Origin of the sequence: Nocardioides sp. NPDC101246 (genome assembly GCF_044767415.1) — a bacterium.
GTDB lineage: Bacteria > Actinomycetota > Actinomycetes > Propionibacteriales > Nocardioidaceae > Nocardioides.
The window spans coordinates 390,805-406,468 of the sequence record NZ_JBIWNX010000004.1 but is presented as its reverse complement, the minus strand read 5'-3'; the positions used below and the strand labels follow the sequence as shown (position 1 = coordinate 406,468).

General features: G+C 70.9%; 14 protein-coding genes. 11 read left to right on the top strand and 3 right to left on the bottom strand.

What is annotated here, in order from left to right:
- Positions 1-12: 12 nt before the first annotated feature.
- The 8 genes from ACIRON_RS09730 (at position 13) to ACIRON_RS09695 (ending at position 8,329) form a co-directional block, all read left to right on the top strand.
- Complete coding sequence (locus ACIRON_RS09730) at positions 13-1,551, top strand: tripartite tricarboxylate transporter permease (RefSeq protein WP_402992121.1); 1,539 nt, start codon at positions 13-15, stop codon at positions 1,549-1,551.
- A 26-nt stretch (positions 1,552-1,577) separates the two neighbouring features.
- Positions 1,578-1,973, top strand: a complete 396-nt coding sequence (locus tag ACIRON_RS09725) for a universal stress protein (protein WP_160028030.1) — start codon at positions 1,578-1,580, stop codon at positions 1,971-1,973.
- A complete protein-coding gene (locus ACIRON_RS09720) occupies positions 1,970-3,238 on the top strand; it encodes a glucarate dehydratase family protein (protein WP_402992119.1) in 1,269 nt (422 codons plus the stop codon). The genes ACIRON_RS09725 and ACIRON_RS09720 overlap by 4 nt, the downstream gene beginning before the upstream one ends.
- Positions 3,239-3,376: 138 nt before the next feature.
- Entirely contained in the window at positions 3,377-4,573 is a 1,197-nt protein-coding gene (locus ACIRON_RS09715) for a hypothetical protein (protein ID WP_402992117.1), read from the top strand.
- Positions 4,570-5,094: a TRAP transporter small permease gene (locus tag ACIRON_RS09710; protein WP_402992115.1), complete on the top strand. Its 525-nt coding sequence runs from the start codon at positions 4,570-4,572 to the stop codon at positions 5,092-5,094. The genes ACIRON_RS09715 and ACIRON_RS09710 overlap by 4 nt, the downstream gene beginning before the upstream one ends.
- 26 nt (positions 5,095-5,120) lie before the next feature.
- Positions 5,121-6,416, top strand: coding sequence for a TRAP transporter large permease (locus ACIRON_RS09705; protein WP_402992113.1), 1,296 nt, complete (start codon positions 5,121-5,123; stop codon positions 6,414-6,416).
- Between the two features lie 39 nt (positions 6,417-6,455).
- Complete coding sequence (locus tag ACIRON_RS09700; protein WP_402992111.1) at positions 6,456-7,508, top strand: TRAP transporter substrate-binding protein; 1,053 nt, start codon at positions 6,456-6,458, stop codon at positions 7,506-7,508.
- The gene (locus ACIRON_RS09695; protein ID WP_402992109.1) at positions 7,505-8,329 is read left to right on the top strand and encodes an NAD-dependent epimerase/dehydratase family protein; all 825 of its coding nucleotides are present in this window, start codon (positions 7,505-7,507) and stop codon (positions 8,327-8,329) included. Before ACIRON_RS09700 ends, ACIRON_RS09695 begins: the two co-directional genes overlap by 4 nt.
- Positions 8,330-8,428: 99 nt before the next feature.
- Here the strand turns inward: ACIRON_RS09695 and ACIRON_RS09690 are convergent, their stop codons facing one another.
- Both ACIRON_RS09690 and ACIRON_RS09685 read right to left on the bottom strand, forming a co-directional pair.
- Positions 8,429-9,112: a FadR/GntR family transcriptional regulator gene (locus tag ACIRON_RS09690; protein WP_402992108.1), complete on the bottom strand. Its 684-nt coding sequence runs from the start codon at positions 9,110-9,112 to the stop codon at positions 8,429-8,431.
- A 76-nt stretch (positions 9,113-9,188) separates the two neighbouring features.
- Positions 9,189-10,310: a mandelate racemase/muconate lactonizing enzyme family protein gene (locus ACIRON_RS09685; RefSeq protein ID WP_402992106.1), complete on the bottom strand. Its 1,122-nt coding sequence runs from the start codon at positions 10,308-10,310 to the stop codon at positions 9,189-9,191.
- A gap of 76 nt (positions 10,311-10,386) precedes the next feature.
- Between ACIRON_RS09685 and ACIRON_RS09680 the strand changes: the two genes are divergently transcribed.
- The 3 genes from ACIRON_RS09680 to ACIRON_RS09670 all read left to right on the top strand — a co-directional run bounded on the left by ACIRON_RS09680 (position 10,387) and on the right by ACIRON_RS09670 (position 14,125).
- Positions 10,387-11,634 carry an alpha-hydroxy acid oxidase gene (locus ACIRON_RS09680; RefSeq protein WP_402992104.1) on the top strand — a complete coding sequence of 416 codons (1,248 nt, stop codon included), beginning with the start codon at positions 10,387-10,389 and terminating at the stop codon, positions 11,632-11,634.
- Positions 11,635-11,669: 35 nt separating this feature from the next.
- The gene (locus tag ACIRON_RS09675) at positions 11,670-13,067 is read left to right on the top strand and encodes an FAD-binding oxidoreductase (RefSeq protein WP_402992102.1); all 1,398 of its coding nucleotides are present in this window, start codon (positions 11,670-11,672) and stop codon (positions 13,065-13,067) included.
- Between the two features lie 77 nt (positions 13,068-13,144).
- A complete protein-coding gene (locus tag ACIRON_RS09670; RefSeq protein WP_402992100.1) occupies positions 13,145-14,125 on the top strand; it encodes an NAD-dependent epimerase/dehydratase family protein in 981 nt (326 codons plus the stop codon).
- Here the strand turns inward: ACIRON_RS09670 and araA are convergent.
- Positions 14,113-15,624: an L-arabinose isomerase gene (gene araA, locus ACIRON_RS09665; RefSeq protein WP_402992098.1), complete on the bottom strand. Its 1,512-nt coding sequence runs from the start codon at positions 15,622-15,624 to the stop codon at positions 14,113-14,115. The two genes, ACIRON_RS09670 and araA, sit on opposite strands and share 13 nt — an antisense overlap.
- Positions 15,625-15,664: the final 40 nt, after the last annotated feature.

The following is a 15,664-nucleotide window of genomic DNA, read 5'->3' as shown; positions in this document are numbered from 1 at the left end:
GCGGAGCCCCCAGTGGACGTCAACGCATTCCTCGACGGCTTCGGGCTCGTCACCGAACCGCAGAACCTTCTCTACTGCCTGATCGGCGTGCTCATCGGCATGCTGATCGGCGTACTCCCCGGCCTCGGGCCGGCGGCCACGATCGCCATCCTGCTGCCGATCACCTACAGCATCGACCCGGTCTCGGCGATCATCATGCTGGCGGGCATCTACTACGGCGCCCAGTACGGAGGCACGATCACCTCGGTGCTGCTCCGGCTGCCGGGTGAGGCCTCATCGGTCGTCACCGTCTTCGACGGCTTCGCCCTCGCCAAGCAGGGCAAGGCCGGCACCGCTCTCGGCATCGCCGCGATCGGCTCCTTCGTCGGCGCGACCGTCTCCATCCTGGGCCTGACCCTGGTGGCGCCGCTGATCGCCGGCTGGGCGCTCAACTTCGGTGACCCGGAGTACGCAGCCCTGGCCCTGCTGGGCGTCCTGCTGGTCGCCACCATCGGAAACGGCAACAAGCTCAAGGCCATGATCGCCGCCGCGCTCGGCCTCCTGCTGGCCACGATCGGCCGGGACAGCTTCAGCGGCGCCGAGCGCTTCACCTTCGGCAGCCTGCAGCTGACCGAGGGCATCGACTTCGTGGTCGTCGCGATGGGCCTCTTCGGCGTCGGCGAGATCCTCTACAACCTCGAGGAGCGGCACGGGAAGCCCCACGTACCCGCCGCCGTGGCCAACATCTGGCCCTCCCGCAAGGACCTCAAGCAGTCCTCGGGCGCCATCGGCCGCGGCTCGGTGATCGGCTTCGTCCTGGGCGTGCTGCCCGGTGGCGGCGCGGTGATGTCCTCCCTGGCCGCGTACGCCACCGAGAAGCGGATCTCGAAGCACCCCGAGCGCTTCGGGCGCGGTGCCATCGAGGGCGTCGCTGCTCCCGAGACCGCCAACAACGCCGCCGCGACCTCCTCCTTCATCCCGCTGCTGACCCTCGGCATCCCGGCCAACGCGTCGATGGCGATGCTCTTCGGTGCCCTGCTCATCCTCGGCATCTCGCCCGGTCCGCAGCTGGTCGAGGAGCGCCCCGACCTGTTCTGGGGCGTCATCAACTCGATGTACATCGGCAACCTGATCCTGCTGGTCCTGAGCATCCCGCTGGTCGGCATCTTCGTACGCATCCTGCGGGTGCGCCCGGCGATCTTGGCCCCGATCACCGCGCTGATCACGATCCTGGGCGTCTACACGATCAACAACTCCACCTTCGACATCTTCGTGATGATCGTCTTCGGCCTGATCGGCTACCTGATGAAGAAGGTGGGCTTCGAGCCCGGCCCGCTGGTGCTCGCCTTCGTCCTGGGCTCGATCGTGGAGGACGGGGTACGCCGCTCGATGCTGATCTTCGACGGTGACCCGACCGGGTTCTTCACCCGCCCGATCTCGGGCACCATCCTGGCCGCCTTCGTCCTGGTCGCCCTCTGGCCCGCCGCCAAGGCGATCCTGGGCCGGCGCAAGACCGCCCCCGTCGCCGCGGCCCCGGCCGAGCGCGACGACGCCGACACCCCGACCCGCTGAGCCCGACCCGCTGAGAGGCACACACCATGACCATCCTGATCGGCTACGTACCCACCCCGGTAGGTGAGGCGGCCCTCGAGGCCGGCCTGGCCGAGGCCGCGGCCCGCGGCGACGACGTCGTCATCGTCAACAGCCCGCGCCGGGGCGCCACCGTGGACGCCGACCTCGTCGACGAGGCGGCGGCCGCGAAGCTCGTCGCCCGTGCCGCCGAAGCCGGGGTGAGCGCTCGCGTCGACCACACCACGCACGGCGCCGACGTCGTGGAGACGTTCGACGGTCTGGTCGCCTCGACCGGCGCCCGGCTGATCGTGATCGGCCTGCGCCGCCGCTCGCCGGTCGGCAAGGCGCTGCTGGGCAGCGACGCCCAGCGCATCCTGCTCGACGCCGGTGTGCCGGTCCTCGCCGTGAAGCCGACCGCATGAGCGGGCCGAGCCGGATCTCCAAGGTCGTCGTCACCCCGGTCGCGTTCGCCGACCCGCCGCTGCTCAACGTGGTCGGCGTCCACCAGCCGTGGGCGCTGCGCGCGATCGTCGAGCTGCACACCGACACCGGCCTGGTCGGCCTCGGGGAGACGTACGCCGACGAGACCCACCTCGCCCGCCTCGACGCCGTCGCCGCCGCACTGCCAGGACGGGACCCCTACGACACCCACGGCCTGCGCCGGCTCGTCGTCGACGTGCTCGGCAAGGAGACCGGCGGGGCGGGTGCCTCCTTCGGCGGCATGCTCGACGTCTCCTCCGCCGTCGACACGGTCTACTCCCCCTTCGAGGTCGCCTGCCTCGACCTGGTCGCCCGCGAGGCGGGCCGTCCGGTGAGCGACCTGCTCGGCGGCGCGGTGCGCGACCGGGTGCCGTTCAGCGGCTACATGTTCTACAAGTGGGCCGGCCACCCCGGGCAGCCGGACGACGCGTGGGGCGAGGCCCTGAACCCCGACCAGATCGTCGCGCAGGCCAAGCGCCTGGTCGACGGCTGGGGCTTCGGCTCGCTCAAGCTGAAGGGCGGGGTGTTCCACCCCGACGAGGAGTGCGCCGCGATCGAGGCGCTGCGCGACGCCTTCCCCGACCTGCCGCTGCGGCTCGACCCCAACGGCGCCTGGACGCCGGAGACCTCGGTGAAGGTCGCCGAGCGGCTGGCGGGCATCGTGGAGTATCTCGAGGACCCCACCCCCGGGATCGAGGGGATGGCGCAGGTCTCGGCCCGCACCGACGTACCCCTGGCCACCAACATGTGCGTGATCGCGTTCGAGCACCTCAAGCCGGCGATCGCGGCCGACGCGGTCCAGATCGTGCTCTCCGACCATCACCTGTGGGGCGGGCTGCGCCAGTCGGCGCTGCTGGGCGGCATCACCGACACCTTCGGGATGGGCCTGTCGATGCACAGCAACTCCCACCTCGGCGTCTCCCTGGCCGCGATGGTCCACCTGGCCGCCGCGACCCCGAACCTGACCTACGCCTGCGACACCCACTACCCGTGGAAGACCCAGGACGTCGTACGCCCCGGGGTGCTCGACTTCAGCGACGGCGCGATCGCGGTGCCGACAGGTCCGGGCCTCGGCGTGGAGCTCGACCGCGATCTCCTCGGCGAGCTGCACGAGCAGTACCTCAGCTGCGGTGTGCGTCGCCGGGAGGACACGGTCTACATGCGTACCTTCGAGCCGGACTTCACACCGAACACCTCACGCTGGTGACCGATCGGGCGATACCCATGAGGTATCGCCTGATGCGATAAGTGCCTTGGACACGAATCGCGCATCCTGACAGTCTCCTGTGACCGGGGCCACACTCGGCTCCGCCCCCACACCCCTGGCTGGCAGGAGCAGACACCGGTGACTGAGACCGACTCGGGCAGGACCGGCACCGTCCCGGTCGTCGGATATGCCTACCCCTGGGACGTGATCGGCGACCCTGCGTTCGCCGATCGCGCCCGGGGGCTCGGAGTCACGAAGGTCGCCCTCGCCGCGGCCTATCACACCGCGCGCGCCGCGACCCCGCTCCACCCCGGGCACCGGATCGTCGAGGCCCGCAGCGCGGCGCTCTACCGCCCGGTGCGCGCCGAGGCCTGGGCCGGCGCGCGACTGGTGCCGCCCGCGGCGACCTGGGTCGCGGCGGAGGACCCGTTCGGCGAGGCCGCAGCCATCCTCGCCGAGGCCGGGATCGAGGTAGCCGCCTGGATCGTCCTGACCCACTCCACGATCCTCGGCGAGGCCAACCCGGACCTCGCGGTCCTCAACTGCTGGGACGAGCCCTACCCCTACGCCCTGTGCGCCCGCCACGAGGACGTCCGCCGCTACGCGGAGACCCTGGCCGCCGAGGCCGTCCGCGACACCCCCGTCTCCACGGCGATCCTGGAGGCCTGCGGCCACCTCGGGTTCGGCCACGGCGGACACCACGAGAAGACCGACGGCGCCTACGACGAGGTCACCCAGGAGCTGCTCTCGATCTGCTGCTGCCGGGCCTGCCGCGAGGACTGGGCCGCCCGCGGGCTCGACGCGGAGGCCACCGTCGCGGCCCTGCGTGAGGCGACCGGCACGGCGCCGTCCGGAGCGGCCGTCGACCAGGAAACCCTGGACGCGATCCTCGCCTCCCGCCACGCCGCCGACGACGAGCTCCGCCACCGGGTGATCGCGGCCGTCCGCGAGGCCGCACCCGACATCGCCGAGATCGGCCTGCACGCCCAGCCCGACTCCTGGGCCACCGGCGCCAGCCCGGGTCTGACCCCGACCACCGCCGACGACGTCGACCTGGTCGTCTCCTTCTGCTGGCCGACCACCGAGGCCTCGGTGGAGACCGGGCGCCGGCTCGTCGAGGCGGTCTCCGGAAAGGCAGCGGCTGCCGCGTACGTCACCGTTCTCCCGCCGACCACCGAGGACGCCTTCGGTGACCATGTGCGGGCCCTGGTCGATGCCGGGATCGACCAGATCCACCTCTACCACCTCGGCCTGGCGGGCGCGGACAGGCAGCACCTGCTCGCCGAGGCGACCAAGGTCCCCACCACCGCGACGAGGACGGATCGACGCCCATGAACACCCGCAACGAGAACGGAACGCTTCGGCGCGCCTGGCGCGCGGTCGACACGGTCTTCGAGGCCTTCTGCGTCCTGTGCCTGGTCGCCACGCTGCTCATCGTGCTGTGGCAGGTGTTCAGCCGTGAGCTGCTGAGCAACTCCCCCAGCTGGAGCGAGGAGACGGCCCGGATCCTGCTGGTCTGGATCGGCTTCCTCGGCGCGGCGATCGGCTTCCGGGAGGGCGCCCACATCGCGGTCACCTTCCTGGTCGACAAGTTCCCGGCGACGCTCAGGTCGGTGATCGACCGGTTCGTCCAGGTGCTGCTGCTCGGGTTCGGGCTCTTCCTGATCGTCCAGGGAACGCAGTTCGTCATCGACGCCCAGACGGCGACCCTGGCCGGCACCGGCCTCCCCCGCAGCGTCCTCTACCTGATGATGCCGGTCGCCGGCGCCATGATCGTCCTCTACACCGTCCTCCAGGCCTTCGGCATCAGTACCCAGCGGTACGCCGAGCCTGACGATGCAGCCGAGATCGGCTGAGCCGCCGATAGCCGAAGGACTCCCCCATGCCTATCGATCCACTTGCCATCGCCATCTTGCTGGGTGGCTTCGCCGTCCTCGTCCTGCTCCGCGTCCCGGTCGCCCTGGCTCTCGCTCTGGCCGCCATCTTCGAGGCGCTCTACATCGGACTTCCGCTCACCACCGTCGGCCAGCGGATGGTCGCCGGTCTGGACACCTTCGCCCTGCTGGCCATCCCGTTCTTCATCCTCGGCGGCGAGATCATGGGCACCGGCGGCATCTCGCGGCGCCTGATCGCCCTGGCCGGGCTGCTCGTCGGCTGGGTACGCGGCGGCCTCGGGATGGTCAACATCGGCGCCAGCACCTTCTTCGGTGCCCTGTCCGGCTCCTCGGTCGCAGACGTCTCCGCGATCGGGTCGGTGACGATCCCGATGATGAAGAAGCGGGGCTACGACACCGACTACGCGGTCGCCGTCACCGTCTCCGGCGCCACCCAGGCGGTCATGATCCCGCCGAGCCACAACCTGATCATCTACTCGATGGCCGCGGGCGGCGTCTCGATCGGCGCCCTGTTCACCGCGGGCGTGATCCCGGGGCTCCTGCTCGGGGCGTCGCTGATGGTGATGGCCTACATCGTGGCGGTCAAGCGCGGCTACCCGAAGGAGGAGCTGGTCCCGCTCAAGGACGTACCGAAGATCGTCGCCGAGGGCCTGCTCAGCCTGCTGATGCCGGTGATCATCCTGGGCGGCATCCTCAGCGGCATCTTCACCGCGACCGAGTCGGCGGCGATCGCCTGCCTGTACGCCTTCATCCTGACCTTCTTCGTCTACCGGGACCTGCCGCTCAAGGCGATGATCCCGATCCTGCAGAGCAGCCTGCGCACCCTCGGCGTGGTCCTGTTCATCATCGCGGCGGCGGGTGCCTTCGGCTACTTCCTGGCCTTCCTGCAGGTGCCGGCGCTGGCCACCGACGCTCTCCTCGGCATCTCCGACAACATCGTCGTGGTCCTGCTGCTGATCAACCTGCTGCTGCTCGTGCTCGGCGCGATCATGGACATGGCTCCGCTGATCGTGATCATGACGCCGATCCTGCTGCCGGTCGCCACGGGGCTCGGCATGGACCCGGTCCAGTTCGGGATCATGCTCGTCTTCAACCTCGCCATCGGCCTGATCACCCCGCCGGTCGGCAACGTCCTCTTCGTCGGCTGTGCCATCGGACGTACGTCGATCGAGAAGGTCATCAAGATGGTCGGCGTCTTCCTCATCCCGATGCTCATCGTGCTGCTGCTGATCACGTACGTCCCGTTCTTCTCGCTCGCCCTCCCCGATGCGCTGGGCCAATAGATCGGACCACGTAACTCCCTCTCTGGAAAGGAACCACCCGTGAACACCTCATCCCCCACGCCGGTTGCCCGGCGCTCCCTCTTCAAGGCAGGCGCCTTCGGCGCCGCGGCGGTCGCCGGCGGCCTGGCCCTCAGCGCGTGCGGCGGCGGGTCCCTCGCCGGCAGCGGCGGCGGAGGCGGTGGCTCGTTGACCTTCAAGCTGGCCGAGACCCACCCCGACGACTACCCGACCACGCTGGGCGACAAGAAGTTCGCCGAGCTGGCCGAGAAGTACAGCAACGGCCGGATCAAGATCCAGGTCTACCCCAACGCCCAGCTCGGCGAGGAGTCCGACGCCATCGAGCAGGTGCAGATGGGCTCGATCGAGATGACCCGGATCAGCTCGGCCCCGATGGGCGAGTTCGTCCCCGCGATGGGGCTGTTCAGCCTGCCGTACCTCTTCGACGACGCCGATCACCTGTGGCGCTTCCTGGAGAGCGAGAGCGGCAAGAAGCTGCTCGGCGAGGCCGATGGCGCCGGCTTCAAAGGCCTGGGCTACTTCGACCCGGGCGCCCGCAGCTTCTACACCTCCCAGAAGGCGATCAAGGCCCCGGGCGACGTCAAGGGACTCAAGATCCGGGTGCAGGAGTCACAGGTGCAGATCGACTTCGTCAAGGCTCTCGGCGGCTCCCCCACCCCGATGGACTACGGCGAGGTCTACAGCTCGCTGCAGAGCGGGCTGCTCGACGGCGCCGAGAACAACGAGCCGTCCTACTACTCCGCGTCTCACTACGAGGTCGCGAAGAACTACACGCTCGACCGGCACATGCGCGTCGCCGAGGTGCTCCTCATCAACAAGGACACCTGGGAGGGGCTCGACTCCGCGGATCAGGAGGCGCTGCAGAAGGCCGCCGACGAGGCCGCCCCGTTCCAGCGTGAGAAGTGGGACGCCCAGGTCGAGACCGACCTGGAGAAGCTGCGCGGGGAGGGCGTCACGATCAACGAGATCAGCGACCTCGCCCCGTGGCGCGAGGCCACCAAGTCCGTCATCGACAAGCACGGCGCGGACCTGGGTGAGTACATCACCGCCGTCGAGGAGCTGCGCACCGCATGACACAGGTTGTCCTGATCACCGGAGCCGACGGCGTCGTCGGGCGGCTGATGCGCACCCGCCTGGCCCGCGCGGGCAGGGTGCTCCGCCTCCTCGACGTCGTACGTCCCGAGGACCCCGCCGAGGGCGAGGCCGTCGAGGTCATCGAGGCGTCGGTGACCGACGAGGCGGCGATGCGCGCCGCCTGCGAGGGCGTCGAGGCGATCATCCACCTGGGCGGCATCAGCGTCGAGGGGCCCTGGGCCGACATCCTCTCGGCGAACATCGACGGCACCCGGGTGGTCCTGGAGGCCGCCCGGGACGCCGGGGTGGCGCGCGTGGTGCTCGCCTCGAGCAACCACGCCGCCGGCTTCTACGACCTCGACGACGTACCCGCCGAAGGGCTGGCCGCCGACGCCTTCCCGCGACCGGACACCTACTACGGGGTCAGCAAGGTCGCGATGGAGGCGCTCGGCAGCCTCTTCCACGACCGCTACGGCATCGATGTGACCGCGCTGCGGATCGGCTCGTGCTTCGAGAAGCCCTGGGACCGCCGCTCGCTGTGGACGTGGATGTCACCCGACGACGGCGCCCGGCTCCTCGAGGCGTGCCTGGCCACCCCCGAGCCCGGCTTCCGGGTGGTGTGGGGCATCTCCCGCAACACCCGTCGCTGGTGGTCGCTGGAGGCCGGCGAGGCGATCGGCTACCACCCGCAGGACGACTCCGAGATCTTCGCCGCCGAGCTGCTCGGCGAGGCGATCGACGATGGTCCGCAGGGCCCCGAGGAGCGTCTGGCCGGAGGGAAGTTCTGCTTCACCCCGCTGGGTGAGCAGCAACAGAAATAGACCCCATGGGGAACGGGTGGTCCGGCTGTCGCCGGGCCACCCGTTCTCCTTTTCCCAGGTTTCAGCCAGCGTGGGTCGGCGCCGTGGCTCCAGACGTGATCACTGCCGCAGGCGCCGGCGGGTGCTGCCCAGATGCACCCGCATCGCCGCCCGGGCCGTGTCGGCGTCACCGGCGAGGATCGCGGCCGCGACGTTGTCGTGCTCGCGCTGCACCCGCTCGACGTGGAGCGCGTCACTGGGCGAGTACGCGTCGCCGAGCCGGGTCCGGGGCAGCATGATCATCATCGGGCCCAGCGAGTCCATCAGGTCGAGGTAGAAGCGGTTGCCGGTCGCGGCCGCGACGGCGCGATGGAAGGCGAAGTCGGCCTCCACGGCGCCGTCGGGATCCGCGGCGGCCAGTGCCGCGAGCGCCTCCTCGATGGCGCGCGAGCCCTGCTCGTCGAGGTGGGCGGCGGCCAGGGCCGCCGCCTCACACTCCACGCCGAGCCGGAAGTCGACCATGTCGAGCACGTCGTGCTGGGTGCGGATCGCGGAGGACTCCAGCGCGAACGGCGACGGAGCCGGCACCGCCAGCACGAACGAGCCGCGCCCCTGGAACGTCTCGACCAGACCCTCGGCACGGAGGCGGGTGACCGCCTCTCGTGCCACCGTCCTCGACACCCCGTACGCCGCGACCAGGTCCGACTCCGAGGGCAGCTTCGCACCCGGAGCCAGGTCCCCGGCCAGGATCTGGTCCTTGACCCCCGAGACCACGCGGTCGGCGAGCCCAGCGCTGATGGTCATGCCGTCGCCTCCGTCAGACAGAGGCAAGGATACGGACGCGACGGCATGACCCTGATCGTCGCTCGCTGGCGCTCGCTCATGCCTTGAACTTAGCCGTCTCCACGGTGTGCTTGCGCATCTGGTCGCTGAGCGTGAAGCCGAGGCCCGGGCGGTCCGGGACCCACATCTGGCCGTCGTGGATGTCGATGCGCTCCTCGAAGAGCGGGTTGAGCCACTCGAAGTGCTCGACCCACGGCTCGGTCGGGTAGGCCGCGGCCAGGTGCAGGTGGATCTCCATCGCGTAGTGCGGTGCGAGCGCCAGACCGGCGTGGGCGGCGAGGGTGGCGAACTTCAGGAACGGGGTGATCCCGCCGATGCGCGGCGCGTCGGGCTGCACGATGCCGCGGTAGCCGGCGTCGATCAGCGCCATGTGCTCGGGCACCGAGGTGAGCATCTCGCCGGTCGCGATCGGGGTGTCGAACGTACGCGACAGGTCGGCGTGGCCGACGGCGTCCCAGGCGTCGAGCGGCTCCTCGATCCAGATCAGGTCGAACTGCTCGAGCTCGCGGCACATCCGGCGGGCGCGGGCGCGGTCCCACTGCTGGTTGGCGTCGACCATGAGCGGGGTGTCGCCGAGGTGCTCGCGGATCGCGGCGACGCGCCGCAGGTCCTCGGCCCAGTCGGGCTGGCCGACCTTGATCTTGATGCCGCCGATGCCGGCCTCGAGCGACGCGGTGGCCTTCTCCTTGATCTCCTCGACGCTGGCCTGGAGGAAGCCGCCGGAGGTGTTGTAGACGCGGCAGGAGTCGCGGTGGGCGCCGAGGAGCCTGGCCAGCGGAAGGCCGGCACGACGGGCCTTGAGGTCGTAGAGCGCCACGTCGAGAGCGGCCACGGCCTGGGTCGCCACGCCGCTGCGGCCGACGGAGGCACCGGCCCACATCAGGGACTCGTAGATCTTGGCGATGTCGGAGGGGTCCTGGCCGATGGCGACCTCGGCGATCTCCTTGAGGTGGGCGTACTGCGCCGGGCCACCGGCGCGCTTGGAGTAGCTGAAGCCCATGCCCTCGAAGCCCTGCTCGGTGGTCACCTCGACGAAGAGCAGCACGGTCTCGGTGAGCGGCTTCTGCCGCCCGGTGAGCACCTTGGCATCACTGACCGGGTTCTCGAGCGGGAGGACGACGTGGGAGAGGGTCAGTGACGTGATGCGGTCGGCGGCCATGGCGGGATGCTCCTCGATGGGCTAAGTTGTATGACAAGTTCAGAACTTATCCGATGAGTGGCGAGGAGTCCAGAGCGTGCCCGATTCCGAGGTGGTCCAGCAGGTCGTCCGGCGGCAGGTCCCCCGATGGCGCGATCTGGCGCCCTTCCTGCGGCCGCGCCCGTTCCGATGGCGGGCCGCCGACCGCCGGCTGGCCCGCTGTCTCAGCGTCGACGATCTGGAGCTGGCCGCGCGCCGGCGGGTGCCGACGGCGGTCTGGGACTACGTCTACGGCGGCTCGGACGGCGAGCACGCGATGCGCCGGAACCGGGAGGCCTTCGACCGCGTGGAGCTGCGGCCCACGGCCTTCGGCCAGGTGGGCGAGCCGGAGGTGCGTACCTCGATCCTCGGGCGGCCCGCGGCTGCACCCATCGTGCTCGCGCCGACCGGCTACACCCGGCTGAGCCACCACACCGGGGAGCGGGCGGTCGCCGCGGCGGCGGCCGCGGCCGGGCTGCCCTACACGCTCTCGACGTACGCGACGACCTCGATCACCGACGTCGCGGACGCGGCGCCGCAGGGACGTAACTGGTTCCAGGTCTATCTGATGAAGGACCGGGCGGTGACGCTCGAGCATCTCGCCGAGGCGGCCTCGCAGGGTTATGAGGCCCTGATGCTGACCATCGACACGACCGTGACCGGGATGAAGCGCAAGGACAAGCTCAACGGGTTCGCGATCCCGCCCCAGCTGAGCCTGCGTACGTTCGCGGGCATGGCCCGCCATCCCGGCTGGGTCGCCGACATCCTGACCACCGAGCCGCTGCGGTTCGCGACGTTCCCCGAGGGGTCGCACTACGGCCGCTGGGGCATGTCCAACGAGCTGCGCGAGCAGGCGATCCGGCCCTCGGACATCGGCTGGCTCAAGGAGCACTGGGACGGCCCGGTGGTGGTCAAGGGCGTGCTCTCGGTCGCCGACGCGGTGGCGTGCGTGGACGCGGGAGCCGACGCGGTGGTGCTCTCCAACCACGGCGGCCGCCAGCTCGACCGGGCACCGGTGCCGCTGGAGCTGCTGCCGGCGGTGGTCGACGCGGTCGGCGACCGGACCGAGGTCTACGTCGACTCCGGCGTCCGCTCCGGTGGCGACATCGCGGCCGCGCTCGGCCTCGGCGCCCACGGTGTGGTGATCGGACGGCCCTACCTCTACGGCCTGATGGTCGCCGGGCAGCAGGGGGTCGACGCCACCCTGAGCCTGCTGGTCGAGGAGCTGCGGCGGGCGATGTGTCTGCTCGGCACCCCCGACATCGCCGCGATCGGCCCCGAGCACGTACGCCTGCGGTCGGCATGACCGCCCACCTCCCCCACCTCCCGAAGGAGAACCCTGTGACCGACCTCGTCCACGACCTGCGCGCCGCGCTCGGCGAGAACGCGGTGCTGACCGATCCGGCCGACATGACGGCGTACGTCACCGACTGGACCGGCAGCTTCACCGGCACCGCCCTCGCGGTGGTGCGCCCGGCCTCGACGCAGGAGGTGGCGACGGCGGTCCGGCTGTGCGCGGAGGCGGGCGTCGGGGTCGTCCCGCAGGGCGGCAACACCGGCCTGGTCGGCGGCGGCGTGCCCGACTCCGGCGGCGACCAGGTCGTGCTCTCGCTCGGCCGGATGCGGCGGGTCCGCGAGGTCGACCCGGTCGCCGACACGCTCGTCGTCGAGGCCGGAACGCCCTTGGCAACCGTGCAGGAGGCCGCCGCGGCCGCCGGGCGGCTCTTCCCGCTCTCGCTCGGCTCGGAGGGCTCGTGCACCATCGGCGGCACGATCGCGACCAACGCCGGCGGTACCGCGGTGCTGCGCTACGGGATGATGCGCGAGCTGGTGCTCGGGCTCGAGGTGGTGCTCCCCGACGGCCGGGTCTGGGACGGGCTGCGACCGCTGCGCAAGGACAACACCGGCTACGACCTCAAGCAGCTCTTCATCGGCTCCGAGGGCACGCTCGGCGTCGTCACCGCGGCGGTGCTGCGACTGCTGCCGGCAACCCCGCGCCGGGCGACCGCGTTCGTGGCGCTGGAGTCCGTCTCCGCGGCGACCGAGCTGCTTCCCCTGCTCCGCGAGCACGGCGGCGGCCAGCTGACCACCTGGGAGCTCCTCGGCCGCCAGGCCGTCGACCTGGTCCTCGCCCACCTGCCGGGCGTGCGCGACCCGTTCGGGGACCGGCACGAGTGGTACGGGCTCGTCGAGCTCGCCGGCACCTCCGCCGACGTGGACGAGCGGCTCGAGTCGGCCCTCGAGGCCGCCGCTTCGCAGGAGCTGCTGCTCGACGCCGTCGTCGCCGGGAGTCCCGCCCAGCGCGAGTCGCTGTGGGCGCTGCGCGAAGGGGTCTCCGAGGCGCAGAAGAGCGAGGGCGCGACCCTCAAGCACGACGTCACCCTGCCGATCACGGACCTACCCCGGTTCGTCTCCGAGGTCGGCCCTAGGTTGCTGGAGGCACTGCCGGGGCTGCGGCTGGTGACGTACGGGCACATCGGGGACGGCAACCTGCACTACAACATCTCCGCACCCCTCGGCGACGACGCGGCACTCAAGCGGGAAGCTCCCGAGCTGACCCGGATCGTCTACGACGCCGTCACGGCGCTCGGCGGCAGCATCTCCGCCGAGCACGGGATCGGTGCGCTCAAGCGAGATGCGGCCGCTGCGTACAAGACGGGTGTCGAGGTCGACCTGATGCGCGCCATGAAGCAGGCGATCGACCCCGACGGGATCATGAACCCTCGCAAGGTGCTGTGATGAGTCGTCCGGTCTCCAGGATCTGCCTGAAGCAGAATCGGTTGCCGCGTGGCGCTCGCGGGTGATTGCGTGTCCGCATGCGAATCCTGGTGCTCGGCGGCACGGTCTTCCTCTCCCGCGCAGTGGCGGAGTCGGCGGTACGCGGCGGTCACGAGGTGGTCTGCGCGGCGCGCGGCCGGTCGGGGACCGTCCCGGAGGGCGCGGAGCTGGTGCCGTGGGACCGCACCGAGACATCTCCCTCCGCCCTGACGACTGCGGAGTTCGACGCTGTCGTCGACGTGGCCCGGACCCCCTCGTGGGTTCGTTCCGCCGTCGCCGCCTTCAGCGAGGCCCACTGGGTCTTCGTCTCGACCATCAGTGTGTACGCCGACCACCGCACCCCCGGCGGCACTCCGGACTCGCTCCCTGTCCTCGCTCCGGCGACGGACGACATCGAGGACGACGACCCCGATGCGTACGGCTCGATGAAGGTCGCCTGCGAGGAGCTCGTCCGCGCGGGCGCAGCCTCAGCCACCATCGTCCGCCCCGGCCTGATCGTGGGCCCGGGGGACCCCAGCGGCCGGTTCTCCTACTGGCCGCGGCGCCTGAACGCCGGCGGCGAGATCCTCGCTCCCGGCTCGCCCGAGGACAGCACCCAGGTCATCGACGTACGCGACCTGGCGGACTGGATCCTCCACTGCGCCACCGCCCGGGTGGACGGCACCTTCGACGCCACCGGTCCGTCGATGCCGATCAGCACCTTGCTGACCGAGACCGCGAGCGGCGTCGGCACCGTCCCGACCTGGAGCTGGCTCCCCCAGGACTTCCTCCAGGCCAACGACGTCGACCCCTGGTCAGGCCCAGGCTCGATCCCGCTGTGGCTCCCCCGCCCCGAGTACGACGGGATGCTCGCCCACGACACCACCTCGGCCACGGCGGCCGGCCTCACCACCCGCCCGATCGCCGAGACCGCCCGCGACACCCTCGCCTGGCTGCAGGCCTCCCCCGATGCGTACGTCACCGGCATCTCGCCCACCCGCGAGGCCGAGCTCCTCGACCTCTGGCGTCAGAGCCCCTGAGCGACCCGGTAGAACACCTGGTTCCAGCGCACCTGGTCGGCGAAGCCGCGGCGGGTGGTCGACTCGTCGATGACCAGCAGCTCGGTGCGGGCGATGTTGGCGAAGACCTCGAAGGCCTCGATCCCGGCGGCGGTCGACATCACCGTGTGGTGTGCGCCACCGGCGGTCAGCCAGGCCTCGGCCGAGGTCGCGAAGTCGGGGCGCGGGGCCCAGACGGCGCGCGCGACCGGCAGGTTCGGCAGCGCCTGCGTCGGGGGGACCACGTCGACCACGTTGGCGGTCAGCCGGAAGCGGTCACGCATGTCGGCCAGCGACACGACCACGGCGCCCTCACCGGCATCGGCGTCGAAGACCATCCGGACGGGGTCCTCGCGGCCACCGATGCCGAGCGGGTGGATCTCGACGCGCGGGGTGGAGGTGGTCAGCGAGGGGCAGACCTCGAGCATGTGGGCGCCGAGGATGACCTCCGCGCCCGGGGTGAGGTCGTAGGTGTAGTCCTCCATCAGGGAGGCGCCACCGGGCAGCCCCTCCCCCATCACCTTCGCGGCCCGCACCAGGACCGCGGTCTTCCAGTCGCCCTCGGCGCCGAAGCCGTAGCCCTTGCTCATCAGCCGCTGCACGGCGATGCCGGGGAGCTGGCGCAGGCCACCGAGGTCCTCGAAGTTGGTGGTGAACGCCTTCGCGTCCCGCTCCACCAGGAACGCCTCCATGGCGATCTCCTGGCGGGCGGCGTAGCGCAGCGACTCGTGGCGCTCGCCGCCTCGACGAAGCGACGGCTCGACGTCGTAGAGGTCCTCGTACTCCGCGACCAGCGCGTCCACGGCCGCCTCGTCGACGGCCTCGACTGCCGCCACCAGGTCGTTGACGCCCCAGGTGTTGACCGAGACGCCGAAGCGCAGCTCGGCCTCGGTCTTGTCGCCCTCGGTGACCGCGACGTTGCGCATGTTGTCGCCGAAGCGGACCAGATTGAGCCCGTGGGTGGCGGCCCAGCCGGCGGCGCCGCGGACCCAGGTGCCGACGCGGCGGGTGACCGCCGGGTTGGAGACGTGCCCGACGACGGTGGTGCGGGCGACGCCGAGGCGGGTGGCGATGTAGGCGTACTCCCGGTCGCCGTGGGCGGCCTGGTTGAGGTTCATGAAGTCCATGTCGATCTCCGACCAGGGGAGCTCGACGTTGGCCTGGGTGTGCAGGTGCAGGAGCGGCTTCTGCAGGGCGTCCAGGCCGGCGATCCACATCTTGGCCGGGCTGAAGGTGTGCATCCAGGTGATCACGCCGAGGACGTTGTCGTCGGAGTTGGCCTCGAGCATCGCCCGGCGGATGGCCGCGGAGTCCTTCAGGACGGGCTTCCACACGACCTTCGCCGGTACGTCGCCGGAGGCGTCCAGGGCGCGGGCGACCTCCTGGGACTGCTCGGCGACCTGGCGAAGGGTCTCCTCGCCGTAGAGGTCCTGGCTGCCGGTGAAGAACCAGACCTCGCGGTCCGCGTAGGGCTTGCTCATGTGGGGGGGTCCTTCCGATGCTGGATGTGGTTCGTGGCGG

Excerpts from the sequence above, each read along its gene's own strand:
- ACIRON_RS09725 (WP_160028030.1), top strand. The coding sequence starts at position 1,578 with ATGACCATCCTGATCGGCTACGTACCCACCCCGGTAGGTGAGGCGGCC.
- ACIRON_RS09720 (WP_402992119.1), top strand. The coding sequence starts at position 1,970 with ATGAGCGGGCCGAGCCGGATCTCCAAGGTCGTCGTCACCCCGGTCGCG.
- ACIRON_RS09710 (WP_402992115.1), top strand. The coding sequence starts at position 4,570 with ATGAACACCCGCAACGAGAACGGAACGCTTCGGCGCGCCTGGCGCGCG.
- ACIRON_RS09705 (WP_402992113.1), top strand. The coding sequence starts at position 5,121 with ATGCCTATCGATCCACTTGCCATCGCCATCTTGCTGGGTGGCTTCGCC.
- ACIRON_RS09695 (WP_402992109.1), top strand. The coding sequence starts at position 7,505 with ATGACACAGGTTGTCCTGATCACCGGAGCCGACGGCGTCGTCGGGCGG.
- ACIRON_RS09690 (WP_402992108.1), bottom strand. The coding sequence starts at position 9,112 with ATGACCATCAGCGCTGGGCTCGCCGACCGCGTGGTCTCGGGGGTCAAG.
- ACIRON_RS09685 (WP_402992106.1), bottom strand. The coding sequence starts at position 10,310 with ATGGCCGCCGACCGCATCACGTCACTGACCCTCTCCCACGTCGTCCTC.
- ACIRON_RS09670 (WP_402992100.1), top strand. The coding sequence starts at position 13,145 with ATGCGAATCCTGGTGCTCGGCGGCACGGTCTTCCTCTCCCGCGCAGTG.
- araA (WP_402992098.1), bottom strand. The coding sequence starts at position 15,624 with ATGAGCAAGCCCTACGCGGACCGCGAGGTCTGGTTCTTCACCGGCAGC.